Here is a 23,275-nt window from a genome sequence, read left to right as displayed (position 1 = left end):
GCCAAGCTGCAGATAAGGCGCGTTGACAAGCGGGAAATCGGCTCGTTACGGTCCCGCCGCTCTGACAATCAACATTGGATTGCCGTCGCACAGGCGTGGCCGCCTCACGGGCGCCCGCCTCGCGACGACGGCGCGGAGGAAAGCGACTGCCATGAAGGTTCTGGTGCCCGTCAAGCGGGTCGTCGATTACAACGTGAAAATCCGCGTGAAGGCCGACGGATCGGGCGTGGAACTCGCCAACGTCAAGATGTCGATGAACCCCTTCGACGAGATCGCCGTCGAGGAGGCGATCCGCCTGAAGGAGAAGGGCAAGGCCACCGAGATCGTCGCCGTCTCGATCGGCCCGCAACAGGCGCAGGAGACCCTGCGCACCGCGCTCGCCATGGGCGCCGACCGCGCCATCCTGATCAAGACCGACGTGAATTGCGAGCCGCTCGCCGTCGCCAAGCTCCTCAAGGCGGTCGTCGAGAAGGAAAACCCCGAACTCGTCATCCTCGGCAAGCAGGCGATCGACGACGATTCCAACCAGACCGGCCAGATGCTCGCCGCCCTGCTCGGCTGGCCGCAGGGCACCTTCGCCTTCAAGCTCGAATTCGGCGAGGGCGCGATCGACGTGACCCGCGAGGTCGATGGCGGCCTCCAGACGGTGGCGCTCAAACTCCCGGCAATCGTCACGACCGATTTGCGCCTCAACGAGCCGCGCTACGCCTCGCTGCCCAACATCATGAAGGCCAAGAAGAAGCCGCTGGAGGAGCTGGCGCCCGACGCGCTCGGCGTCGATGTCTCCCCCAAGCTCACCGTGGTGAAGGTCGCCGAGCCGCCGGGCCGCTCGGCCGGCATCAAGGTCGGCTCCGCGGCGGAACTCGTCCAGAAGCTCAAGGTCGAGGCCGGCGTCCTCTAAGTTTTATCGAGACTCGCGCGCCGCTCCCCTCGGGTCGAGCGGCGCTGAACCCCTCTTTTGACAAGGTCTTTCGATGACCACGCTCCTCTACGTCGAGCACGCCGACGGCAAGATCAAGGACGGCACCCTCAAGGCCCTCACCGCCGCCAAGCAGCTCGGCGGCCCGATCCACGCGCTGGTGGCCGGCGCGAACTCGAAGGCGGCGGCCGAGGCCGCGGGCAAGCTCGACGGCGTCGAGAAGGTGCTGAACGCCGAGGACGCGGCCTACGACCACGATCTCGCCGAGACCAACGCGGCGCTCATCGTCTCGCTGGCGGGCTCCTACGACGCCATCGTCGCCGCCGCGACGACGACCGGCAAGAACACCCTGCCCCGCGTCGCCGCGCTCCTCGACGTCGCCCAGGTCTCCGACATCATCAAGGTCGTCTCGCCCGACACCTTCGAGCGGCCGATCTACGCCGGCAACGCGATCCAGACCGTGCAGGCCGGCGCCGGCAAGAAAGTCATCACGGTCCGCACCGCCGCCTTCAAGGCCGCGGAAGAGGGCGGCTCCGCCGCTTCGGTCGAGGCCGTCTCGGCGGCAGCCCCCGATGCACTCGGCGCGGCCTACAAATCCGAAGAGATCGCCAAGTCGGACCGGCCGGAACTGGCCTCGGCCAAGTTCATCGTCTCCGGCGGCCGTTCGCTCGGCTCGGCGGACAAGTTCAAGGAGCTGATCGAGCCGCTGGCCGATTCGCTCGGCGCGGCGGTGGGCGCCTCCCGCGCGGCGGTCGATGCCGGCTACGCCCCCAACGACTGGCAGGTCGGCCAGACCGGCAAGGTGGTCGCCCCCGACCTCTACGTCGCCGTCGGCATCTCCGGCGCGATCCAGCATCTGGCCGGCATGAAGGACTCGAAGGTCATCGTCGCGGTCAACAAGGACGAGGACGCGCCGATCTTCCAAGTGGCGGATTACGGCCTCGTCGGCGACCTGTTCCAGGTCGTGCCGGAGTTGCAGGCCGAGATCGCCAAGGCGAAGGACCGGTAAGGAACGGCCCATCCGCGCCCGTCATGGGCGGGCGCGGACCATCATGCCCAAGGCGTCCGACACAAGGCGTCCGGCACAAGGCATCCGGCCCAAGGGGTGGCGAAGGACCGGTTTGACGCATTTGTTGCAGTGCCGCATGGTATACAAGCGGTTCGCCCGGCGATGCCGCAGCAGGTGAGACGCGAGACGGGTATGGGCATCGAGATCAAGACGGTCGGCATCATCGGCGCCGGCCAGATGGGGACCGGCATCGCGCATGTCTGCGCGGCCTCGGGCCTCGACGTCCGGCTGAACGACCGCGATGCCGAGCGGCTCGATGCCGGCCTCGCGCAAATCGAGGCGAACCTTACCCGTCAGGTCCAGAAGGGCAGCCTGAGCGAGGATCAGCGCCGCACCGCCCTGGAGCGGATCGGGGTCGCCCGCGCCTATGCCGATCTCGGTCCCTGCGACCTCGTGATCGAGGCCGCGACCGAGGACGAGGCGACCAAGCGCAAGATCTTCCAGGATCTGTGCCCGTCGCTGAAGCCCGACGCCCTGGTCGCCACCAACACCTCCTCGATCTCGATCACGCGGCTCGCCGCCTCGACCGACCGGCCGGATCGCTTCATCGGCATCCACTTCATGAATCCGGTGCCGGTGATGCAGCTCGTCGAGCTGATCCGCGGCATCGCCACGGAGGACCCGACCTACGAATCGGCCAAGGCCTTCATCGGCAAGCTCGGCAAGACCTCGACGATGTCGGAGGATTTCCCAGCCTTCATCGTCAACCGCATCCTGCTGCCGATGATCAACGAGGCGATCTACACGCTCTACGAGGGCGTCGGCTCGGTCGAGTCGATCGACACGGCGATGAAGCTCGGCGCCAACCACCCGATGGGCCCGCTCCAGCTCGCCGACTTCATCGGCCTCGACACCTGCCTGTCGGTGATGCAGGTGCTCTACGAGGGCCTGGCGGATTCGAAGTACCGCCCCTGCCCGCTGCTGGTGAAATACGTCGAGGCCGGCTGGCTCGGCCGCAAGACCAAGCGCGGCTTCTACGATTACCGCGGCGAGACGCCGATCCCGACAAGATAATTCGGGCCTCAAGCGCCGGCGGCCGCGTCCGCGGCCTTAGGCTGTCCGCTCCGCTTGACGCCTCGGCTGAAAGCCGAGGCCGCTGCGCGCGGCGCTCTTCGCGCCGGGCCATACGGTGCTGCCGCACGATCCACGCGGTGGGCCAGGTTTTTGTCTACCGCGTGCCGTACATCCGGTCGCCCGCGTCGCCGAGGCCGGGGACGATGTAGCCGTGCTCGTTGAGGCGCTCGTCGATCGCCGCGGTCCAGACCGGCACGTCGGGATGCGCCTCCTGGAACCGGGCGATGCCCTCGGGGGCGGCGAGCAGGCAGACGAAGCGCAGGTCCTTGGCGCCGCGGCTCTTCAGCCGCTCCACCGCGGCCACCGCCGAGTTGGCGGTCGCCAGCATTGGATCGAGCACCAGCACGGTGCGGTCAGCCAGATCGGACGGCGACTTGAAGTAATATTCGACCGCCTGGAGCGTGTCGGGATCGCGGTAGAGCCCGATATGGGCCACGCGGGCCGAGGGCATCAGCGAGAGCATCCCGTCGAGGAAGCCGACGCCGGCCCGCAGAATCGGGGCGAGCACGAGCTTCTTGCCGGCGATCTGGCGGCCCTTCATGGGCCCGATCGGCGTCTCGATCGAGATACCCTCCAGCGGCAGGTCGCGGGTCACCTCGTAGGCCAGCAGCATGCCGATCTCGTTGAGGAGTTCGCGGAACCCCTTCGTCGAGCGGTCGCGGTCGCGCATCATCGTCAGCTTGTGCTGGACGAGGGGATGATCGACCACCGTCACCGCAGCCGCCCCGCCGCCTGCCGTCATCATCCGCTCCCGTCCCAGACCGCGCCCCGGAACGCACGATGCCACAATCGGGCCGGCGAAGCCGAGCCGCCAAAAGGGTTTTCCCGGCCGATCGGCGTTTCAGGCGAGAGCCGGCGCGCCCTTCAGCACCAGCACGGCCCGCTCGGGCAGGTCGACCGTGCCGCCGGCCTCCACCGCGGGGCGGCTGCCCTCGGGGACGGTGCCGACGGGCAGCGTCGTGTCGAAGACCGGGCGCCACGGGCCGCCCAGCGCCAGCGGCAGGGCGAAGGGGCACGGTTGGGTCGCCGCGTTCATCAGGATGAGCACGCGCTCGGAGCCGGCGATGTCGTTGCTCATCTGCATGCCGAAGGCCTGGCGCTCGCCGTCCGCCCAGGCGGCGCCGTCCATCTCGGCGGCGTCGGGGGAGAGCCAGTGCACGTCCTTGAGGCCCGTGCCCTCGACCTCGGCCCCCATCAGGAAGCGGCGGCGGCGCAGCGAACGGCAGACGCGCCGCAGCCCCGCGAGGTTGGCGACGAACTCGGTCAGCGCCGGATCGGGATCGGTCTCCCAGTCGATCCAACTCCCGGCGTTGTCCTGGCAATAGGCGTTGTTGTTGCCCTGCTGCGTCCGCGAGCGCTCGTCGCCCATCAGCAGCATCGGCACGCCTTGCGCAAAGAACACGCAGGCCAGCATGTTGCGTGTCTGGCGGGCGCGAAGCTTTAGGATCGCGGGATCGTCGCTCGGCCCCTCGACCCCGTAATTGCAGCTGAGGTTGTGGCCGTGGCCGTCGCGGTTGCCCTCGCCGTTGGCCTCGTTGTGCTTCTCCGCGTAGGCGACGGCATCGGCGAGCGTGAAGCCGTCGTGGGAGGCGACGAAGTTGATGCTGGCGAGCGGCGAGCGGCCGGACGGTAAAAAAATTTCGCGCGAGCCCGAGAGCCCCTGCGTCAGCTTGGCGAGCGTGCCGCGGTCGCCGCGCCAGAAGCCGCGGAGGTTGTCGCGGAACTGGTCGTTCCACTCGCTCCAACCGTAGGGGTAGCCGCCGAGCCGGTAGCCGCCCATGCCAATGTCCCAGGGCTCGGCGATGAGCTTGACCCGCGACAGCACGGGATCCTGCTGCACGGCCTGGAAGAACGCCGCTTCGGGCGTGAAATCGTAGGGCGCCCGGCCGAGGCTGGAGGCGAGATCGAAGCGGAATCCCGCCACGCCGTAGACCGTGACCCAGTGGCGAAGGCTGTCGAGCACCATCCGCATCACGCGGGGATGGGCGACGTTCAGCGTGTTGCCGCAGCCGGTGCAGTCGATGTTGCGGCGGCGGTCTTCCGGGTCGAGCTTGTAGTAGCTGGCGTTGTCGATGCCGCGGAAGGCCAGCGTAGGCCCGAGATGGTCGCCTTCCGCCGTGTGGTTGTAGACCACGTCGATCAAGGTCTCGATGCCGGCCGCGGCCAGCTCGCGGATGGCGAAGCGCAGCGCGCTGGCATCGCCCCCGCCGAGATAGCGCGGCTCGGGGGCAAAGTAGTTGAAGGGCTGGTAGCCCCAGAAGTTGGTCAGCCCCTTCTCGACGAGGAAGCGGTCGTCGGCAAACGCTTGGATCGGCAGGAGTTCGAGGGCGGTGACGCCGAGCTTGAGCAGATGCTCGATGATCGCCGGATGCGCGAGGCCGAGATAGGTGCCGCGCTCCGCCTCCGAGAGCGCCGGATGCGTCATGGTCAGCGCCTTGACGTGGGCTTCGTAGATGACGGTCTCGTGCAGCGGCCGAGGGGCGGCGAGCGGCATTGGTTCGGGGTTGTCGGGCCGGGTCACCACGCCGCGGGGCATGAACGGGGCGCTGTCGCGCCGGTCGATCTGGTCCTCGCGGGCGCCGCCGCGGCGGTGTCCGTAGAGCGCGTCGTGCCAGCGGATGCGGCCGGCGATCTCGCGGGCATAGGGGTCGAGGAGGAGTTTCGCCGGGTTGAAGCGATGGCCGGCGGCCGGCTCCCACGGGCCGGAGACGCGGTAGCCGTAGAGCTGGCCCGGCAGCAGGCCGTGGACGTAGCCGTGGAAGACGTCGTCGGTCCGGCACGGCAGGCGGATCGTGCGCGATTCGTGGCGCGCCCCCGGCTCGAACAGACAGAGATCGACCGCGGTCGCGTTCTGCGAGAAGAGGGCGAAGTTGACGCCGCGGCCGTCGAAATGCGCGCCGAGCGGCGTCGGCAGGCCCTCTTCGATGACGATCATCCCGGTCCTTCGCGCGAGCATGCCCGAGGCGGGCCGCGCTCAGGACTTAGGCCGATTCGTCGGCGGGTTGGAGAGGTTCCGCTACTCGGCCGCCGCGGCCGCCCGCGGCGGTTCGCGCTCGACGGTGCGGAAGGATTCGAGTTCCGCCATGTAGCTGCGGGCCCACCAATCCACGTCCTCGCGCAGCATGCGCTCGGCCATCGGCCTCCAACGCTCCAGGCGCTCGGCCCGCGGCATGTAGAGCGCCTGCCGGATGGCTTCCGCGACCTCGAACCGGTCGTAGGGATTGACCAGCAGCGCCTCGGGCAGCTGGCGCGCCGCGCCCGCGAACTTCGACAGGACGAGAACGCCGGGGTCCTCCTCGCTCTGCGCCACGACATATTCCTTGGCGACCAGATTCATGCCGTCGCGCATCGGCGTGACGAGCCCGACCCGGGCGGCGCGGTAGAGGCCGGCGAGCACGGGGCGGGGATAGGCCTTGGTGACATACTGGATCGGCGTCCAGGCGGGCTCGCCCAGCGTGCCGTTGATGTCGCCGACCTTCTCGTTCACCTCGCGCGAGAGCTGCTCGTATTCCGGCACCTCGCTGCGGGATTTCGGCGTGATCTGGATGTAGACGACGTTGCCGCGCTGGTCGGGATTCGAGGCGAAGAAACGGTCCACCGCCTCCATCCGCTCGGGCACGCCCTTCGAGTAGTCGAGCCGGTCGACGCCGATGAGGAGCTTGCGGGTGCGCAGGCCCGCCATGGTCTCGCGCACCACCTTGTTGGAGCCGGCCTTGTCGGCCGCCTCCTTGAAGCCCGCGACATCGATGCCGATCGGGAAGGACCGGATGCGGGTGCGCCGGCCATCGACCATCAGGGCACCGCCGCCCAGGGGAATCGCCCGCATCGTGTCGATGAAGTTGCGCGAGAGGTTCTGCACGTCGGCGTCGGTCTGCAGGCCGATCAGGTCGTAATCGGCCATGGCGCGCAGCAATTCGCCGCTCGCCGGCAGCGTGTTGAATACGTCGGCCGCGGGCCACGGGATGTGGTGGAAGTAGCCGATCGGGTTGGCGATGCCCTGGCCGCGCAGTTCGCTCGCCAGCGGCAGCAGGTGGTAATCGTGGACCCAGATCAGGTCGTCGGGCTCGACCAGCTTGGCGAGCGCGCGGGCGAAGGTCTGGTTGACGCGCTGGTAGCCGGCATAGTCCGAGCGCGAGAAGGTGCCGAGCCCGATGCGGTAATGCATGATCGGCCACAGCGCCCGGTTGGCGAAGCCGGCGTAATATTCGCGGTGGTCCTGCGGCGAGAGATCGAGGACGGCGTACTGGATCGGCCCGCGGTCGATCAGCTCCGGCTCGGGGCTCGGATCCTCGGTGATGTTGCCGCTCCAGCCGAACCACAACCCCTCGTAGGAGGAGAACGCCTCCTTGACCGCGACGGCGAGGCCGCCGGCCGAGACCGCGTCCTTGCCCTCGGCGGGCACGGCGACACGATTCGAGACGATGATCAGACGTGCCACGAACCCGGCTCCGCTCCTCGTTGCAGCGGGCGCGAAGGCCGCGTCCGCCTGTAGAGTCTTAAACGTCCGTGGGAAAACGCGCGGAAGTCGTGCGCGATCCGTCGGGATGCAGCCAAGCGCATCGCTTCTCGCCGGTCAAGCGAGCCGGGCGAACGCCCGGCTCGCTTGACCGGGTTTATGCTTGGCCTCAGGGGCCGGCAGCCGCGTCCGCGGCTCTGGCTGTTCGCTCCGTTCGACGCCTCGGCAAAGCCGAGGCCCACTGCGCGGGGCGCGCCTCGCGCCCGGCCATACGGCCGTTCCTTCTGCGCGCGCCGCCTCCGAGGGGCGACGGAGAAGGACACCGGTCCAGCCGCGATCAAAGTCGCTTGCCGCGGCATCGAAAGTCCGGACGACCTTCGCAGCGTCTCGCGCCTGACCACGCCTGCGCCTCCCAACATCGGGTCCATGCCCGCCGCGCGCCGAAGCGTGAAGCGGAACAGGACGTTGGAAGCGGAACCCCTCAGCGGGGCCATCGGTTCTCCGGCCGAATCCTTTTGCGGTCGCCCCCTTCCGGCGCCGGCCGCCCTCCCGCTTCGTCGTTTCAGGAGTTGAGACCATGACCGCCTCCGCGTCACCGGACCCCGTCGGCGGGGCCGACCTGAAGGACCTGCGCCACGACGTCGAGGACACCGCCCACATCGCCGCCGAGCGCGGCCGGGGGTTGGCGTCGGCGGCGCGCAAGCAGGCCTATGCCTATGTCGATCAGCGCAAGGGCGAGGCCGCCCGCTCGGTCGGCGACATCGCCAAGTCGATTCGCGATTCCGGCCAGACCTTCGAGGATCGCCCCAACCTGCGCGCCTTCTTCGACAGCGCGGCGGAAGGGCTCGACGACCTCGCCGGCTCGATCGAGCGGCGCAGCCTCGACGACTTCTATGCCGAGGCCGAGGCCTTCGCCCGGCGCTCGCCGGTGACGACCGCGGTGGCGACCTTCGCGGCGGGCTTCCTGCTCGCGCGCTTCATCAAGGCCTCGGGCGAGCCCGAGTCGGCCTTCGACCGCGACGGCCGGATCTGAGGGACGGAAAGACGACGACCATGGCAAGCCCTCCGCCCCCACCCCCGCCCTCCTCCTCGATCCAGGCGCTCATCGCCGATGCGCTGCGCGAGGCGAGCGAACTCGCCGGTAAGGAGATCGCCCTCTTCCGCACCGAGATGACGAACAACGTCCGCTCGCTCTTCGTCGGCCTCGGCATGATGGTCTTCGCCGCGGTATTCGCGGTGACCGCGATGCTGGTGCTGATCGGCGCGCTGGTGAAGTACGTCGCCACCCTCGTCGGCTCCGAATGGCTCGCCGCCCTCCTCGTCGGCGGCGCGATGCTGCTCGTGGCGGTCATCCTCGGCCTGCTCGGCGCCCGCGCGATGTCGCTGTCCAACCTCGCCCCGACCCGGACCACCCGGCAGGTCCGGCAGGATGCCCGCGCGCTGACGGAAAGGGTCTCGGGATGAGCGAATCGATCTCCGATCTGGAAAAGGACATCGAGCAGCGCCGTGCGCGCCTCGACGAGACCATCGACCGCATCCAGGGGCGCCTCAACGCGTCGAGCCTCGTCGACGAGATGCTCGGCTCCGCCCGTCGCACGCCCTACAGCGGCTTCTACGACGAGGCGCTGGACACGGTGCGGCGCAACCCCGTGCCGGTGCTGCTGATCGCGGCCGGCGTCGGCCTGCTGCTCAACGGCCTGCGCAGCGGCCGCCAGCGGGGGAGCCGCGCCCTGGTACCGGTGGAGACGGTGCCGGTGGAGACCAAGCCCGTCACGGTGACGGGCGCCGACCGCACCTACGATCCCGACGCTCCGGCCGGGAAGCCGCCGCACGACCTGCCCGGCGAGCGCCCGCAGGTCTGACCCCTCGCCCGCGCGGCGCCCCCTTCGGCGCCGCCCCGCCTGATACGGAGCCCCCCTGATGAACCACGATCCCGCCATCCCGCCCCGCCCGACCGAGGGCGTCCCGGTCGAGACCCTGCCCGAGCAGCTCGCCGCCAGGGCCGGCATGCCCCGCACCGAGGGCGTCGAGCACAGCTTGCACGGCACCGCCGACCGCGCGAGCGCGGCAGGCCGCGAGGCCAATGCCCGGCTCCAGCAGGGCCTTCACGACACCACGCGCGAGGCCACCGAGCAGGCCTCGAACCTGCGCGACCGCGCCGCCGACAAGGCCTCGGAGTTGCGCGATCAGGCCGCCGACAAGGTGTCCGAGCTGCGTGATCGGGCGAGCGAGACCCTGCGCTCCGCCCGCGACCGGGCCGAGGACACCTACGAGGACGCCCGCGCCTGGGCCGAGGACCGCTACGACACGCACCGCCAGCGCGCCGCCGACCTCGCCGACCGGGGTGCGCAGCGCCTGCACCGCGGTCGCTCCGCCACCGAGGACTTCATCGCCGAGAACCCGCTGCTGGTCGGCGTGGTCGGCCTCGCCGCGGGCCTGCTGCTCGGCGCGCTCCTGCCGCGCACGCGTCAGGAGGATCGGGCGCTCGGCCCGTATGCCGACGACCTGCGCGACCAGGGCGTACGCTACGCCCGCGACCTGACCCAGCGCGGCCGCAGCTTCGTCGAGACCGCTCTGGACCCGGAGAACCTCGACGCCGCCGTCCAGCGCGCCACCGGCGCGGCTCCGGAACGGAACGCACCGCGGGAGACGCATGACGAAGCGGAGCGGGCGGCGCACCGGCTCTGACCGAGACCTCGCGGCGCGCCGCGCCTTGGGGTAGCGTTGCGCCCCATGACGCACGACGCGCCGCGGCTGCTCGCCTGCGGGGATACGGCCTTCACCATCGAGTTCGGCGTTCGCGTCGATCCGGCGCTCTCGGCCCGCGTGCTGGCCCTCGACGCCGCGCTTCGGGCGCGGGCTCTGCCGGGCCTGCGCGAGACGGTGCCGACCTACCGCTCGCTCACGATCCATCTCGATCCCCTCGTCGTCGATCCGGGCGAACTCGGCCGCACGATCCTGGCGCTCGCCGCCGAACCCCTGCCGCCGCCCGCCACCGCGCGGCTGTGGCGCATCCCGGTGGTCTATGGCGGCGAATTCGGGATCGATCTCGACGCGGTCGCGGCCCATCACGGGATCGCGCCGGAGGCCGTGATCGAGCGCCACGCCGCGCCCCAATACCGCGTCGCGATGATCGGCTTCCTGCCGGGCTACGCCTATCTCGAAGGGCTCGACCCCGGGCTCAGTCTGTCGCGGCGCCCGCATCCGCGCCCCGTGACGCCCGCCGGCACCATCTCCATCGGCGGGGTGCAGGCGCTCGTGGCCAGTATCGCGGCCCCGAGCGGCTGGCATCTGCTGGGCCGAACCCCCGTCAGAACCTTCGTGCCGGAGCGCGATCCGGTCTTCCTGCTGCGTCCCGGCGACCGGGTGCGCTTCATGCCGACGCCTGCAGAGCGTTGGGACGGGCTCGCCGCCGCTGTGGAAGCCGGCGAGTCCGTCGCCGAACTGAGCGAGACGTGAGCGGCGTCCTCCATCTCCTGCGCCTCTCCGGCGCCGCCTCGATCCAGGATGGCGGCCGGCCCGGTTTCCTGCGCGACGGCCTCTCGGCCTCGGGGCCGATGGACCGGCTGGCCCACGCCGCGGCGAACAGCCTCGTCGGCAACCCGCCGGATGCGGCGGCGATCGAGCTGGGCCTCGCCAGCGCGACGCTGCGCGTCGAGGGCAGCCCGGTGCGGTTGGCTCTGGCCGGCGCCTGCGGTGCGCTGCGCCTCGACGGCGAGCCGCTCGCCGACCACCGCGCGTTCCTGCTGCGGGAGGGCGCGGAGCTGACCCTCGGGCGGGCCGGCGCGGGCGTATTCGCCACGCTCGCGGTCGCAGGCGGCTTCCGGCTGCGACCCGTCCTCGGCAGCGTCGCGCTCCACCGCCGCGCCGCCCTCGGCGGCCTCGACGGACGCCCCTTGCGCGAGGGCGACCGGCTGCCGCTCGCCGGGTCAGCGCCCGCGGGCGAGGCGGACCTTTGCCTCGATCCCGTCCCGCTGGAGAGCGACCGGCCGATCCGCGTCGTCCTCGGCCCCCAGGACGATCATTTTTCACCGGAAGGCCTCGCGACCTTCCTCGAAGGCACTTTCACGGTCTCGGGGCAAGCCGACCGGATGGGCTATCAGCTCGACGGGCCGTCCATCGCCCACGGCGCGGACGGCTTCAACATCGTCTCGGACGCCACCGTGATGGGCTCGGTGCAGGTGCCGGGCACGGGCCGTCCCATCGTGCTGATGGCCGACCGCCAGACCACCGGCGGCTACCCGAAGATCGCCACCGTCGTCTCGGCCGACCTCCGCCGGATCGCCCAGCGCCGGCCCGGCGAGCCGGTGCGGTTCGAGGCCGTCGATCTCGCCACCGCGCGAAAACTCGCTCAAGGTCGGGCCGCCGCGCGCGACGCGCTCTCAAGGAACTTGCGGCCGGTGAAGGGCGCGACCGAGCGGCTGATGGCGGCCAACGTCGCGGGCGCCGCGGTGGACGCGTTTCGCGACGATTGAGTCGCCTCGCTTCGTGACCGGAGCGGTCCTGCCGCGTTGTCCGCCCATGTCGCGCGAACCCTCCCCCACGCCCCGCCTCGGCTTCTGCTGCACCTTCATCCCGGATCCGGATCCGGCGCACAAAACCCTCAAGGCCGCCAAGGACGCGGCCAAGCTGATGAATCTCGGCACCGTGACCATGGCCCATCTCGGGCGCCTCGGTCCCGTGGAGCGGCGCAGGAAGCTGGAGGACGTGGTGCGCCACAACCTCGCGGCCCTGGAGCGGCAGGTGAGCTGGGTCGCCGCCCGGCCGCCGCTGGAGCGGCTCCTGCGCATGGCGAGCTCGCTCCTGCCGGGCTTCACCCACCCGACGGCGATGCCGCTCTACGCGGAACCTTCGCTTCGGGCCCTGATCGAGGCCGGGCTCGCCCGCATCGGCGAGCGGGCAAGAAAGGGGGGCGTGCGCCTCAGCATGCATCCGGGCCCGTTCTGCATCATCGCCTCGCGCAACCCGAACGCGCAAGGAAACGGCATCGCCGAACTCGAATATCACGCCGAGGTCATGGCGATGCTGGGCTACGGCACCGGCTGGCACCCGTTTGGTGCCCACCTCAACATCCATGTCGGCGGGCGCGAGCCCGGCATCGAGGGTTTTCGCGAGAGCCTATCGCTGCTCTCGGAGACCGCGCACAATCTGCTGACCGTCGAGAACGACGAGTCGCTGTTCGGCCTCGATGCGGTGCTGCGCCTCGGCGACCGGGTGCCGGTGGTGCTCGACCTGCATCATCACTGGGTCGAGAGCCGCGGCGCGTATATCGAGCCCGACGATCCGCGCATCGCGGCGGTGATCGCCTCCTGGCGCGGCGTGCGGCCGGTCGCCCATATCAGCGTCTCGCGCGAGAGCGTGCTGATCGACCACGATCCGGGCGCCCTGCCGGACTTCGTCGGGCTTTCGGAAAAAGGCCATTCGTGGCGCGACCTCGCCGCCCACTCCGAGTTGATGTGGAACGAGGCCGTCAACGCGCTGGTGGCCCGCCACCTCGCCTGGGCCGATTTCGAGATCGAGGCCAAGGGCAAGAACCAAGCGAGCGTGCCGCTGGCCGCGCAGATCGGGCGCAGCCTCGGAGCCGCTCAAGCCGCGGCTTGATTTTTTGCTCCTTTCGCCGCTGTGCCTCGCCCGGTGCCGCCGGGGTCGTCATGATCGAGCGTCTCGGCTACTGGCCGGACGAGACGCACGCCCGAAGTCACAGGGCGGCAAGACCCATTGCCGAAAGGCCGATCATGAAGACAGCCGACTGCGAGATCCTGATCCTGCCGGGCTATGCCGGCTCCGAAGAGGAGCATTGGCAGAGCCGATGGGCCGGGCGCCTCAAGACGGCGCGGGTGGTCGAGCAGGCGGACTGGCACGATCCCGATCCGGAATCCTGGCGCACGCGCATCGTCGAGGCGGTGGCGGCGGCGCGCCAGCCGGTGATCCTGATCGCCCACAGCCTCGGCGTGGTCGCGGCGGTGGAGGCCGCGCCCCGCTTCGCCCCCGGCGTGGTGCGCGGCGCGCTGCTCGTCGCCTTCCCGGACATCGAGGTGGGGGCGACCCTGCCCGCCAGCGTGCGCGCCTTCGCCCCCGTGCCGCGCGATCCCCTGCCCTTTCCCTCGCTTCTGGTCGCGAGCCGCACCGACCCCTACTGCGCCTATGACCGGGCCGAGGACTACGCCTATGCCTGGGGCTCGGCGCTGGTCGATGCGGGCGAATCCGGCCACATCAACGTGGCGAGCGGGCACGGGCCCTGGCCCGAGGGCCTCATGCGGCTCGCCGGCTTCCTGAAGGGCCTATAGCCGGCAAATTTTTCGAGACGGCTTCGCGGTGGGCTTGGCCGCCAGGAACATCCTCGGACGGCGCGGCGTTGGCGTGGCATATCCCCCGTCACACCGCGACACCCGGCGCCAGCCGGGTGCCGAGAGAGGAAATCCATGGCGCCGATCGAGAGACCCACCGAGGCCCGCCAGGGCGAGAAGGGCAAGCCCGTCCTCTACGTGCTGGTCGCCAGCTTGGTCCTGCTGGCCATCGCCACCGTCGGCCTGCTGAGCTGGAACCGCGCCGAGTCGCCGGCCGACTACGCCGGCAAGAGCCAGGAATCGGCCCGCGAGATCACGACCGGCTCGGTCAACAAGGCCCCGTCCTCCAACAGCGGCAACGTCCCGGCCGAGAACCCGGCCTACCCGCAGCCGTCGCAGAACAAGGCGAACTGAGGCCGCTTAAGCGGCTTCCCGTTGGAAAAGCCTCCCGGACAGGGGTCCGGGGGGCTTTTTCGTGCGCCGTCGCGGCCGCGCGTCGGCCTCAACCTCGACGGGGCCCCCCATCTGCGCCATGTGACGACCGAGCCCGGACATCACCCCAGGAGCCCGTCGATGACCCAATCCCTGCCCGAGACCATGCGCCAGATCCGCTTCGGCGGCGCGGGCGGGCCGGAGGTGATCGCGGTGGAGACGGCGCCGATCCCGAAGCCCGCGGCCGGTCAGGTGCTGGTCGAGGTCGTGGCCGCCGGCGTCAACCGGCCCGACATCATGCAGCGCCAGGGCAGCTACCCGCCGCCGAAGGGCGCCACCGAGATCCCCGGCCTGGAGATCGCCGGCCGCATCGCCGCCCTCGGCGAGGGGGTCACCGGCTTTGCAGTGGGCGACGAGGTCTGCGCGCTCGTCATCAGCGGCGGCTATGCCGAGTTCGCGGTGGCGGAAGTCGGCCAAGTGCTGAAGAAACCCGCCTCGCTCTCGCTCACCGAAGCGGCGGGCCTGCCCGAGACCGTCTTCACGGTCTATTCCACGGTGATCCAGCGCGGGCGGCTGAAGGCGGGCGAGACCTTCTTGGTTCATGGCGGATCGAGCGGCATCGGATCGACCGCGATCCAGATCGCCAAGCAGCACGGCGCCCGCGTCCTCACCACGGCGGGCTCGGCGGAGAAGTGCCGGTTCTGCGAGGAGCTGGGGGCGGATGCCGCCATCAACTACCGCGAGGCCGATTTCGCCGAGGAGGTGAAGCGCCTCACCGACGGCAAGGGCGTCGACGTGATCCTCGACATGGTGGGTGCGGCCTATCTCCAGAAGAACATCGCCTCGCTGGCGGTCGAGGGGCGGCTCGTCCAGATCGCCTTCATGCAGGGCTACAAGGCCGAGAGCCTGACCCTGACCCCGATCATGCTCAAGCGCCTGACCATCACCGGCGCGACCCTGCGGGCGCAGTCGAAAGAGGCCAAGGCGGCCATCGCCGAAGGCGTGAAGAGCGAGGTCTGGCCGCTGGTGGAAGCCGGAAAGATCCGCCCGATCGTCCACGCCACCTTCCCGCTCGAAGACGCGCAGAAGGCGCACGAGTTGATGGAGACGAGCAGCCACTCGGGCAAGATTCTGCTGACGACCGGGCGCTGAGGGCGGCGGCCGGAACTCTCGGCAGCGGCCGGTGTTCGTCAGAACCCGCCGCTTCCGGCATTCTCACCTCACAGGCCCTCGATGCGGCATCTCTCGATCGCGGTGGCGCTCGCCCTGAGCCTTCCGGCGGCGTCGGCCCTGGCCCAATCCGCCCCGCGGGAGGGAACGCCCGCCGTACCCTCCCCGCCCAGTCCCAAAGCCTCCGCCACGGGCGACGCCCCCGTCACCGGTCCCGGCACCGGGGGCACGCCGAACCGGCCCACGGTGGTCGGCGGCACGCCCGGCGCGGTGATCGGCGGGACGCCGACGAGCGGGCCGCCCGGCACCGGCGGCGCGGCCGGCGGGCCCTCGATCAGCGGGCAGTAACGCTGGCCATGGCCGGGCCGGGGGCTAGATCGTCGGGCATGACGCTCCGCCTTCGCCTCGTCCTCGCCCTCCTCGTCCTTACCGGCCCGGCCCGCGCGCAGCCCGACGTCACGCCGGGCTCCCTTCCGGCCGCTCCCGAGCCGCCGCCGATCCAGTCGGATTCGGCGCGGCTGCTGCCGGTGCTGGCCACCCACGGCATGGTCTCGTCGCAGGAGGCGCTGGCGACCCGCGTCGGCGTCGCGGTGCTGAAGAAGGGCGGCAACGCCATCGACGCCGCGGTGGCGGTGGGCTTCGCGCTCGCCGTCACCCTGCCGCGGGCGGGCAATCTCGGCGGCGGCGGCTTCATGATGGTCCACCGCGCCGCGAGCAAGGAGACGGTCGCGGTCGATTACCGCGAGACCGCGCCCGGGGCGGCCACCGCCGACATGTTCCTCGACGCCAAGGGTGAGCCCGACAAGGCGGCCTCGACCCGCGGCGGCAAGGCGGTCGGCGTGCCGGGCACCGTGCGGGGATTGGCGGAAGCGCATCGCCGCTACGGCTCGGGCAAGCTGACGCTGGCCGAGTTGATCGCGCCGGCGGAAAAACTCGCCCGCGAGGGCATCCCGGTCGAGTCGGGACTCGCCGATTCCCTGCCGCGGGCCTCGGGGCTGCTCGGGGCGTGGCCGTCGAGCCGAAAGATCTTCTATCAAGGCGACCACGTGCTGCCGCGCGGGGCGACGCTGATACAGACCGACCTCGCCGACACCCTCAGGACCATCGCCGAGCGCGGGCCGGACGCGTTCTACGAGGGCGCGATCGCGCAAAAGATCGCGGACGCGGTGCAGGGCGCGGGCGGGATCATGACGGCGGCCGACCTCGCCGCCTACCGGCCGGAAATCCGCCAGCCCGTGCGCGGCACCTATCGCGGCTACGAGATCGTCTCGATGCCGCCGCCAAGCTCCGGCGGGGTCCACCTCATCGAGATCCTCAACGTGCTGGAGGGCTATGATCTCGCCAAGCTCGGCGCCGGCAGCGCGGGCGCGCTCCATCTCATGGCGGAGGCGATGAAGCCCGCTTACGCCGACCGCGCCACCTGGCTCGGCGACCCGTCCCGCACCAAGGTCCCGGTCGCGGGCCTGACCTCCAAGCCCTACGCGGCGACGCTACGCCAAAGCATCGACCCGGAGCGGGCCCGGCCCGCGGCGGAGGTGAAGGCCGGCGATCCGCTGCCCTACGAATCCGACCAGACCACGCATTTCTCGGTGGTGGACGCCGAGGGCAACGCGGTGTCGAACACCTACACCCTCAACTTCTCCTACGGGATCGGGCTGGTGGCCGAGGGCACGGGGGTGCTGCTCAACAACGAGATGGACGACTTTTCCGCCAAGACCGGCGCGCGCAACGCCTACGGCCTCGTCGGCGGCGAGGCGAACGCAGTGGCGCCCGGCGCCCGCCCGCTCTCCTCCATGACCCCGACCTTCGTGTTCCGCGACGGCAAACTGTACCTCGTCACCGGCAGCCCCGGCGGCAGTCGCATCATCACCACGGTGCTGCAGGTGATCGTCAACGTGCTGGATTTCCGGCTGAACCTCGCCGAGGCCGTGGCCGCGCCGCGCATCCATCACCAGTGGCAGCCCGACATGCTGATGGTGGAGGAAGGCGTCTCCCCCGACACCCTGGCGCTGCTGCGCGCCAAGGGTCATCCGGTGAAGGTCGGGGCGAGTTCGGGCTCGGCCAACTCGGTGATGGCCGAAGATGGTTTGTTGGCAGGTGCCTCCGACCCGCGCCAGCGGGGGACGTTGGCGGAAGGGCCTTGAGGTCCCTCAATCACCTCAGCCGTCATTCCGGGGCGCCGCAGGCGAACCCGGAATCCACGACTGGGCACGACGGTTCAGCTTCAGCCAAGCATCCCGCATCACGGGTGGATTCCGGGTTCCGCTTCGCGGCCCCGGAACGACGGATAAGCGGGCGAAACACGCGGCGGTGGGCAAGCGCGGGCGCGCGGGCTAAAGGAGCGCCAGCCTCACCGGACGAACGATGCTCCTCCTCCGCTCCCTCGCCTTCAACCTCTGCTTCTACGTGGCGACCGCGCTGATCGCGGTCGGCGGCCTGCCGGCCTTCGTGTCGCGCAAGGCCGTGATCCGGGTGGCGCAGTTCTGGGGGCGGAGCGTGCTGTGGCTGCTGCGGGTGGTCGGCGGCACGCGGGTGGAGTTCCGCGGCCTGCACAACATCCCCGACGGCCCGCTCTTGGTCGCGGCCAAGCACCAGTCGGCTTTGGAGACGTTGGCGCTGACGATCCCCTTCGACGACTTCGCCTACGTGCTCAAGCGCGAGCTGATGTGGACGCCGGTCGTCGGCTGGTACTTCGCCCGCGGCGGCATGGTGCCGATCGATCGCTCCAAGGGCAGCAAGGTGATGGCGGCGATGAACGCGTCGGCCAAGGCCGCCATCGGCCAGGGGCGCCAGCTCATCATCTTCCCCGAGGGCACCCGCCGCCCGGCCGGCGCCCCGCCCGCCTACAAGCAGGGCGCCTCGCACCTCTACACCGCGCTGAACGTGCCCTGCCTGCCGGTGGCGCTCAACACCGGCCTCTACTGGCGCCGCCGGGGTTTTCGTCGCATGCCCGGCACCACGGTCATCGAGTTCCTGCCCCCGATCCCGCCGGGCCTGCCGCGCGTCGAGTTCCTGAACACGGTGCAGGCGCGCATCGAGACTGCCTCCGCCGCCCTGCTGGCGGAAGGCCGCGAGGATCTCGCCCGCCACGGCCACCCCGTCGCCGTGCCGGCGGGCGGCTCGGAGCCGGACACCTCCGGCACGCTCTGACGTCAGGGGTTCCCAAAGGGCGGGCCCTTTGGCGGGTCCAGGGTGGAACCCTGGGATCGTAAAGCGGGGCTTCCGCCCCGTGCCCCGCCAAAGGGATGATCCCTTTGGAATCTCAGGACAAACGCGTCAGGATTTCGGTCGGCCCCGCCTCAACAAGAACACCCCCTGCGCGCCGAGCAGGTTCCAGAACCACCACGGCATCGAGAAGCGCATCGGGCGGCCGCGGACATCGAGGGCGGTGGCCTTCTCGATGCGGGCGCCGACGAGGTGACACAGGCCGACGAAGTCGCGGATGGTGCAGTGGTGGATGTTGGCGGTCTCGTACCACGATTCCGGCATGGTCTCGGTCACCGGCATCCGGCCGCGGAAGGCGAGTTCGGCCCGCACCCGCCAATGGCCGAAATTCGGGAACGAGATCACCACCTGCCGGCCGATCCGCAGCAGGTGCTCCAGCACGATCCGCGGATTGCGCGTCGCCTGGATGGTCTGGGACAGGATCACGACGTCGAAGGCGTCGTCGGGGTAGTTGGCGAGATCCGTGTCGGCGTCGCCCTGGATCACCGGCAGGCCGCGACTGAGACAGGCGTTGACGCCCTCGCGCGACAATTCGATGCCGCGGCCGTCGACGCCGCGGCGGTCGCGCAGCAGCGCCAGGAGCGAGCCGTCGCCGCAGCCGATGTCGAGGACCCGCGCGCCCGGCGGCACGAGGCCGAGCACGACGATGTGGTCGATGCGCGCGCCGCCCTCGTGGGGCAACCCCTCGGCGGCCTCCCACGGGGCGTCGGAGGCGGCGTCGGTGAAGCGTTCCGTCTCCACGGCGGTCTCGGCGCCGCTCACAGGCCGCGCGCCCGCGCCGCCGCGTCGATGAAGCCGCGGGCCGCGGAGAACATCGCCGGCTCGTCGAGCAGGAAGGCGTCGTGGCCCTTGTCGCTCTCGACCTCGACGAAGGCGACGGGCGCCGCGACCGCGTTCAGCGCGTGGACGATGGCGCGGGAATCGGCGGTCGGAAACAGCCAGTCGGAGGTGAAGGACATCACGCAGAAGCGGGTCTTGGAGCCGCGGAAGGCGTTGGCCAGCACGCCGCCATGGTCCTCGGCGAGGTCGAAATAGTCCATCGCGCGGGTGAGGTAGAGATAGGCGTTGGCGTCGAACCGCTCGACGAAGGAAAGGCCCTGGTGGCGCAGGTAGCTCTCGATCTGGAAGTCGGCGTTGAAGGAGAAGGTCGGCGCGGCCCGGTTCTGCAGGCGGCGGCCGAACTTGCGGTGAAGCGCCGGCTCGGAGAGGTAGGTGATGTGCGCGCCCATCCGGGCGACGCCGAGCCCCTTCGAGGGCCGCGTGCCGGCCTCCAGATAGCGCCCCTCCTCCCAGGCCGGGTCGGCCATGATGGCTTGGCGCCCGACCTCGTGGAAGGCGATGTTCTGGGCCGAGTGGCGCGGGCCCGTGGCGATCGGCATCGCGGCAAACACCCGCTCGGGGAAGAGCGAGGCCCATTGCAGCACCTGCATCCCGCCCATCGAGCCGCCGATGCAGAGGAACAGGTCCGTCACGCCGAGGCGGTCGAGCAGCATCGCCTGGGCCCGAACCATGTCGCGGATCGTCACCAGCGGGAAGTCGAGCCCGTAGGGACGGCCGGTCGCCGGATCGAGGGAGGCCGGGCCGGTCGAGCCCATGCAGGAGCCGATGACGTTGGAGCAGACGACGAAGTAGCGGTCGGTGTCGACGGGCTTGCCCGGTCCCACCAGCGTCTCCCACCAGCCGGGCTTGGCCGTGACCGGATGCGGGTGCGCGAAGTGCTGGTCGCCGGTGAGCGCGTGGCAGATCAGCACCGCGTTGGAGCGGTCGGCGTTGAGCGTGCCCGCGGTCTGGTAGGCGATCTGGAACGGCCCGAGCCGGGCGCCGGAATCCATCGCCAGCGGCTCGTCGGCCGAGAAGCGCATGACCGGGCTGCGCGGGTCCATCGCCTGCGAGGCCTCGCGGCGCGCGTCGTCCCGCAGCACCGTGTCGCCGCCCGGCTCGATGTGGGTGAGGGTGGAGTCCATCGCGCGTCCCGGATGCCTCATAGAGCATCGGCTTTTTCCGAAAGCCGGTTCCCACCTTTCGGGCCGATGCTCAAGCCCGGAGCCGGCCCGCCGGAGGAGCCGCCCGTCCTCCGCGCATCCCGCAAGATTTCGGGAGCCCGGCCCGCGGCGCCCGAACGCGGGCCGCCCTCGACCGGGCCTTCATCGGAGGTAATGCTCGGCCGGGCGAGCGTCAACGCAGGCGAGAGAAAGCTTGAGCCGGCGAAGCCTCTCCGCCGCGTGCGGCTCTTCGTCGGAGCGGCGCCGGGGAGACGATCGTGCTATCGATTGCGCACGAGACAAGACCTCGCCCGCGCAACGCTCTCTCGTTCGGGGCGATTTTCGCCGGAGGCTTCTCCATGAACCGCCGTGAGACCCTGCGCGCCGGCGCCTCGTTCCTCGGGCTTCTCGCCGCCGCGCGCTTCGCCGGCCCGGCCTCGGCCGAGACGGGCAAGACGTTCGAGGTGACCAAGACCGAGGCCGAGTGGCGCCGAGCCTTGAGCCCCGCCGCCTACACCGTGCTGCGCGAGCACGGCACCGAACGGGCCGGCACCAGCCCGCTCAACAAGGAGAAGCGGGCCGGCCGCTTCTCCTGCGCCGGCTGCGACCTGCCGCTGTTCTCGTCCGACACCAAGTTCGAGAGCGGCACCGGCTGGCCGAGCTTCTACCAGCCGCTGCCGGACGCGGTCGGCACGCAAGTGGACACCGCCTACGGCATGCGCCGCACCGAGGTGCATTGCCGCCGCTGCGGCGGCCATCTCGGCCACGTCTTCGAGGACGGGCCGCGCCCCACGGGCCTGCGCTACTGCATGAACGGCGTGGCGCTCCGCTTCGAGCCCGCCGCCGACCAGAAGGGAGCCGCGCTGTGATCCAGGATCCGTCTCGCCCTCCGCGCTCCGCGAAGGCGCTCTGGCTCGGCGGCCTCGCGGGCCTGGGCCTGCTGGCCGCCTCGTTGATGCCGCTCGCGCCGGTCTCGGCGGAAGAGGCCGGGCGGCGCCTGCCCGACGCCGCCGAGCGAGCCCAGGAGGGCTCCGGCCTTCGCACCGCGACGCTGGCCGGCGGCTGCTTCTGGGGCGTGCAGGGCGTGTTCCAGCACGTGAAGGGCGTGAAGCAGGCCGTCTCCGGTTACGCCGGCGGCACCAAGGCCAGCGCGAACTACGAAGAGGTCGGCACCGGCCGCACCGGACATGCCGAGGCCGTCCGGATCACCTACGATCCGGCGGTGATCCGCTACGACGAGCTGTTGCAGATCTTCTTCTCCGTGGCGCTCGACCCGACCCAGGTGAACCGCCAGGGCCCGGATACCGGCCCGCAATACCGTTCCGCCGTCTTCCCGGCGGATGCCGAGCAGGCGCGGGTGGCAAAGGCCTATATCGGCCAGCTCGACGCCGGACGGGCATTCTCGCGCCCGATCGCCACGACGATCGAGCCCAACGCCGCCTTCTACCCGGCGGAGGACTATCATCAGGATTACATGACCCTGCATCCGAACAACGGCTACATCGTCACCAACGACGCGCCGAAGCTGCAGGATCTCAAGACGCTCTTCCCCGAGCGGGCGAATGCGAAGCCGGTGCTGGTGGGGAAGTCGAAGGCGTAAAGGGGCCGGGCGCCCTCCTTACCGTGCTATGCGGCTACGGGCCATACAGATTTCAGCCGCCGCGCTGAGATGAGCGTTGTCCCTCTTTTCCAGATCAGGAGGGACGGAGGGGGAAATTGGCGGCGGGAATGCGCTGACGCAGGCGCGAGGCGCTCGGCTGTTCGAGTGGGTCGTCGAGACGGGCAGCGTGGTGGGGGGCGATCACGACGTCACGACGGCGTCTCATCCTACCTGACGTTGCCCGAGAACGGCGTGCCCCCGATCCTGTCGGCGCTGCGCGAGCGGGCCGTGACGGAGTGCCGGGATCGGTGGGTCGTGGCGGTGCCGAGCACCACGGCGCCGGGCTTCGGCGGGACAGCCGATCGGCATGGTCTGGGCCCGGGCGGGGACGAGCGGCATCCGGGCTTCTTCATGCATCCGGTGGTGGCGGTGGACGCGCAGGACGAGGCGGTGCCGAGCCTCTTGGATGCGCAGCCGACGCTGGCCTTTCGGCACGCAGGCAGCAGAGGCGGCGCTGTCGGGCGGCCGGGAAGCTGTTCCGGTTCAGTGTGTTGTTGGCGCTGGTAGCCGCGGTAAAGGTCCAGTAATTAGTGGATGCCCGCAGCGGCAGTTCCCGGCTGATGGGCGACGTGCTGGATGTCGCCACCGGCACGGTGGTGTCGGCCCTGGGACAAGTCGGGAGCGAGCCACCGCGCGCCAGCGCAATCCCCATCGCTGCGGCAACTGATATACCTCTACGCGGATGGAATCCGTGCGTCGGTCTTGCCGATGAGGTGGAAGCGGTCGGTGATGAGGCTGGCCAAGTCGGCCTCGTGCTGGTGCAGGCGCTCGAAGAAGTCATCGAAGTCCTGCTTGAACAAGGCGAACTTGGCGTAAGCCTTGTTGAACAGCACCGTGCGCTTCATGAAGCGCCGGAAGCGCTCGATCAGGTTGAGATTGGGTGCGTAGGACGGCAGATCAACCAGTCGCAGCCGGCAACCGGGCTGGTCGAGCCAAGCCTTCAGTGCGCGCGAGCGATTGTAGCGGGCATTGTCGAGCACGACCGTGACGCTCTCGCTTGC

At 70.4% G+C, this 23,275-nt stretch carries 25 protein-coding genes; 19 read left to right on the top strand and 6 right to left on the bottom strand.

The annotated features are described in order from the left end of the window. Nucleotides 1–151 precede the first annotated feature (151 nt). The 3 genes from BM140_RS06865 (at nucleotide 152) to BM140_RS06855 (ending at nucleotide 3,002) form a co-directional block, all read left to right on the top strand. Nucleotides 152–901: an electron transfer flavoprotein subunit beta/FixA family protein gene (locus BM140_RS06865; protein WP_091943394.1), complete on the top strand. Its 750-nt coding sequence runs from the start codon at nucleotides 152–154 to the stop codon at nucleotides 899–901. A gap of 73 nt (nucleotides 902–974) precedes the next feature. After that, entirely contained in the window at nucleotides 975–1,928 is a 954-nt protein-coding gene (locus BM140_RS06860; RefSeq protein WP_091943392.1) for an electron transfer flavoprotein subunit alpha/FixB family protein, read from the top strand. A 192-nt stretch (nucleotides 1,929–2,120) separates the two neighbouring features. Beyond that, entirely contained in the window at nucleotides 2,121–3,002 is an 882-nt protein-coding gene (locus tag BM140_RS06855) for a 3-hydroxybutyryl-CoA dehydrogenase (protein ID WP_091943390.1), read from the top strand. A gap of 154 nt (nucleotides 3,003–3,156) precedes the next feature. Here the strand turns inward: BM140_RS06855 and upp are convergent, their stop codons facing one another. From upp to BM140_RS06840, 3 genes are all read right to left on the bottom strand, one after another. Next, nucleotides 3,157–3,807, bottom strand: coding sequence for a uracil phosphoribosyltransferase (gene upp / locus BM140_RS06850; protein ID WP_091943388.1), 651 nt, complete (start codon nucleotides 3,805–3,807; stop codon nucleotides 3,157–3,159). Between the two features lie 96 nt (nucleotides 3,808–3,903). Next, complete coding sequence (glgX, locus tag BM140_RS06845) at nucleotides 3,904–5,997, bottom strand: glycogen debranching protein GlgX (RefSeq protein ID WP_091943386.1); 2,094 nt, start codon at nucleotides 5,995–5,997, stop codon at nucleotides 3,904–3,906. Nucleotides 5,998–6,078: 81 nt separating this feature from the next. Continuing rightward, nucleotides 6,079–7,500, bottom strand: a complete 1,422-nt coding sequence (locus tag BM140_RS06840; RefSeq protein ID WP_091943384.1) for an alpha,alpha-trehalose-phosphate synthase (UDP-forming) — start codon at nucleotides 7,498–7,500, stop codon at nucleotides 6,079–6,081. A gap of 595 nt (nucleotides 7,501–8,095) precedes the next feature. Here BM140_RS06840 and BM140_RS06835 point away from each other — a divergent pair. The 13 genes from BM140_RS06835 (at nucleotide 8,096) to BM140_RS06775 (ending at nucleotide 18,557) form a co-directional block, all read left to right on the top strand. Further along, a complete protein-coding gene (locus BM140_RS06835) occupies nucleotides 8,096–8,551 on the top strand; it encodes a hypothetical protein (RefSeq protein WP_091943380.1) in 456 nt (151 codons plus the stop codon). A gap of 20 nt (nucleotides 8,552–8,571) precedes the next feature. After that, nucleotides 8,572–8,982, top strand: coding sequence for a phage holin family protein (locus tag BM140_RS06830; protein WP_091943378.1), 411 nt, complete (start codon nucleotides 8,572–8,574; stop codon nucleotides 8,980–8,982). Continuing rightward, a complete protein-coding gene (locus BM140_RS06825) occupies nucleotides 8,979–9,380 on the top strand; it encodes a DUF3618 domain-containing protein (protein WP_091943376.1) in 402 nt (133 codons plus the stop codon). The genes BM140_RS06830 and BM140_RS06825 overlap by 4 nt, the downstream gene beginning before the upstream one ends. A gap of 58 nt (nucleotides 9,381–9,438) precedes the next feature. Beyond that, a complete protein-coding gene (locus BM140_RS06820; protein WP_091943374.1) occupies nucleotides 9,439–10,206 on the top strand; it encodes a DUF883 family protein in 768 nt (255 codons plus the stop codon). A gap of 45 nt (nucleotides 10,207–10,251) precedes the next feature. Beyond that, the gene (gene pxpB, locus BM140_RS06815) at nucleotides 10,252–10,977 is read left to right on the top strand and encodes a 5-oxoprolinase subunit PxpB (protein ID WP_091943797.1); all 726 of its coding nucleotides are present in this window, start codon (nucleotides 10,252–10,254) and stop codon (nucleotides 10,975–10,977) included. Next, nucleotides 10,974–11,993 (top strand): 5-oxoprolinase subunit C family protein, encoded by a 1,020-nt coding sequence (locus BM140_RS06810; RefSeq protein WP_091943372.1) that lies wholly within the window; start codon nucleotides 10,974–10,976, stop codon nucleotides 11,991–11,993. The genes pxpB and BM140_RS06810 overlap by 4 nt, the downstream gene beginning before the upstream one ends. A gap of 46 nt (nucleotides 11,994–12,039) precedes the next feature. After that, on the top strand, nucleotides 12,040–13,119 hold the full coding sequence (locus BM140_RS06805) for an apurinic/apyrimidinic endonuclease family protein (protein WP_091943370.1): 1,080 nt from the start codon (nucleotides 12,040–12,042) through the stop codon (nucleotides 13,117–13,119). A gap of 134 nt (nucleotides 13,120–13,253) precedes the next feature. Next, nucleotides 13,254–13,805, top strand: a complete 552-nt coding sequence (locus BM140_RS06800; protein ID WP_091943368.1) for an RBBP9/YdeN family alpha/beta hydrolase — start codon at nucleotides 13,254–13,256, stop codon at nucleotides 13,803–13,805. Nucleotides 13,806–13,940: 135 nt separating this feature from the next. Continuing rightward, complete coding sequence (locus BM140_RS06795) at nucleotides 13,941–14,219, top strand: hypothetical protein (RefSeq protein ID WP_091943366.1); 279 nt, start codon at nucleotides 13,941–13,943, stop codon at nucleotides 14,217–14,219. 159 nt (nucleotides 14,220–14,378) lie between these two features. Beyond that, a complete protein-coding gene (locus BM140_RS06790; protein ID WP_091943364.1) occupies nucleotides 14,379–15,389 on the top strand; it encodes an NAD(P)H-quinone oxidoreductase in 1,011 nt (336 codons plus the stop codon). Between the two features lie 81 nt (nucleotides 15,390–15,470). Next, complete coding sequence (locus tag BM140_RS06785) at nucleotides 15,471–15,755, top strand: hypothetical protein (RefSeq protein ID WP_091943362.1); 285 nt, start codon at nucleotides 15,471–15,473, stop codon at nucleotides 15,753–15,755. A 38-nt stretch (nucleotides 15,756–15,793) separates the two neighbouring features. Next, nucleotides 15,794–17,551, top strand: a complete 1,758-nt coding sequence (gene ggt / locus BM140_RS06780) for a gamma-glutamyltransferase (protein ID WP_091943360.1) — start codon at nucleotides 15,794–15,796, stop codon at nucleotides 17,549–17,551. A gap of 220 nt (nucleotides 17,552–17,771) precedes the next feature. Next, nucleotides 17,772–18,557, top strand: a complete 786-nt coding sequence (locus BM140_RS06775; protein ID WP_091943358.1) for a lysophospholipid acyltransferase family protein — start codon at nucleotides 17,772–17,774, stop codon at nucleotides 18,555–18,557. 126 nt (nucleotides 18,558–18,683) lie between these two features. Here BM140_RS06775 and metW read toward each other — a convergent pair whose 3' ends face one another. Together metW and metX are read right to left on the bottom strand one after the other, a co-directional pair. Next, nucleotides 18,684–19,373 carry a methionine biosynthesis protein MetW gene (metW, locus tag BM140_RS06770; RefSeq protein ID WP_091943795.1) on the bottom strand — a complete coding sequence of 230 codons (690 nt, stop codon included), beginning with the start codon at nucleotides 19,371–19,373 and terminating at the stop codon, nucleotides 18,684–18,686. Nucleotides 19,374–19,390: 17 nt separating this feature from the next. Beyond that, the gene (gene metX, locus BM140_RS06765) at nucleotides 19,391–20,596 is read right to left on the bottom strand and encodes a homoserine O-acetyltransferase MetX (RefSeq protein WP_091943356.1); all 1,206 of its coding nucleotides are present in this window, start codon (nucleotides 20,594–20,596) and stop codon (nucleotides 19,391–19,393) included. 377 nt (nucleotides 20,597–20,973) lie between these two features. Between metX and msrB the strand changes: the two genes are divergently transcribed. The 3 genes from msrB to BM140_RS06750 all read left to right on the top strand — a co-directional run bounded on the left by msrB (nucleotide 20,974) and on the right by BM140_RS06750 (nucleotide 22,781). Next, on the top strand, nucleotides 20,974–21,483 hold the full coding sequence (msrB, locus tag BM140_RS06760; RefSeq protein ID WP_091943354.1) for a peptide-methionine (R)-S-oxide reductase MsrB: 510 nt from the start codon (nucleotides 20,974–20,976) through the stop codon (nucleotides 21,481–21,483). After that, nucleotides 21,483–22,214 carry a peptide-methionine (S)-S-oxide reductase MsrA gene (gene msrA, locus BM140_RS06755; protein ID WP_244535340.1) on the top strand — a complete coding sequence of 244 codons (732 nt, stop codon included), beginning with the start codon at nucleotides 21,483–21,485 and terminating at the stop codon, nucleotides 22,212–22,214. Before msrB ends, msrA begins: the two co-directional genes overlap by 1 nt. A gap of 252 nt (nucleotides 22,215–22,466) precedes the next feature. Then, the gene (locus BM140_RS06750; RefSeq protein WP_091943352.1) at nucleotides 22,467–22,781 is read left to right on the top strand and encodes a hypothetical protein; all 315 of its coding nucleotides are present in this window, start codon (nucleotides 22,467–22,469) and stop codon (nucleotides 22,779–22,781) included. Nucleotides 22,782–22,948: 167 nt separating this feature from the next. Here BM140_RS06750 and BM140_RS06745 read toward each other — a convergent pair. Continuing rightward, nucleotides 22,949–23,275: transposase (locus BM140_RS06745; protein ID WP_207549438.1), on the bottom strand; the 327-nt coding region annotated here is incomplete at its 5' end.

The sequence above is a fragment of the Methylorubrum salsuginis genome (genome assembly GCF_900114375.1).
Classification (GTDB): Bacteria; Pseudomonadota; Alphaproteobacteria; order Rhizobiales; family Beijerinckiaceae; genus Methylobacterium; species Methylobacterium salsuginis.
This window is presented reverse-complemented; position numbering and strand designations above follow the sequence as displayed.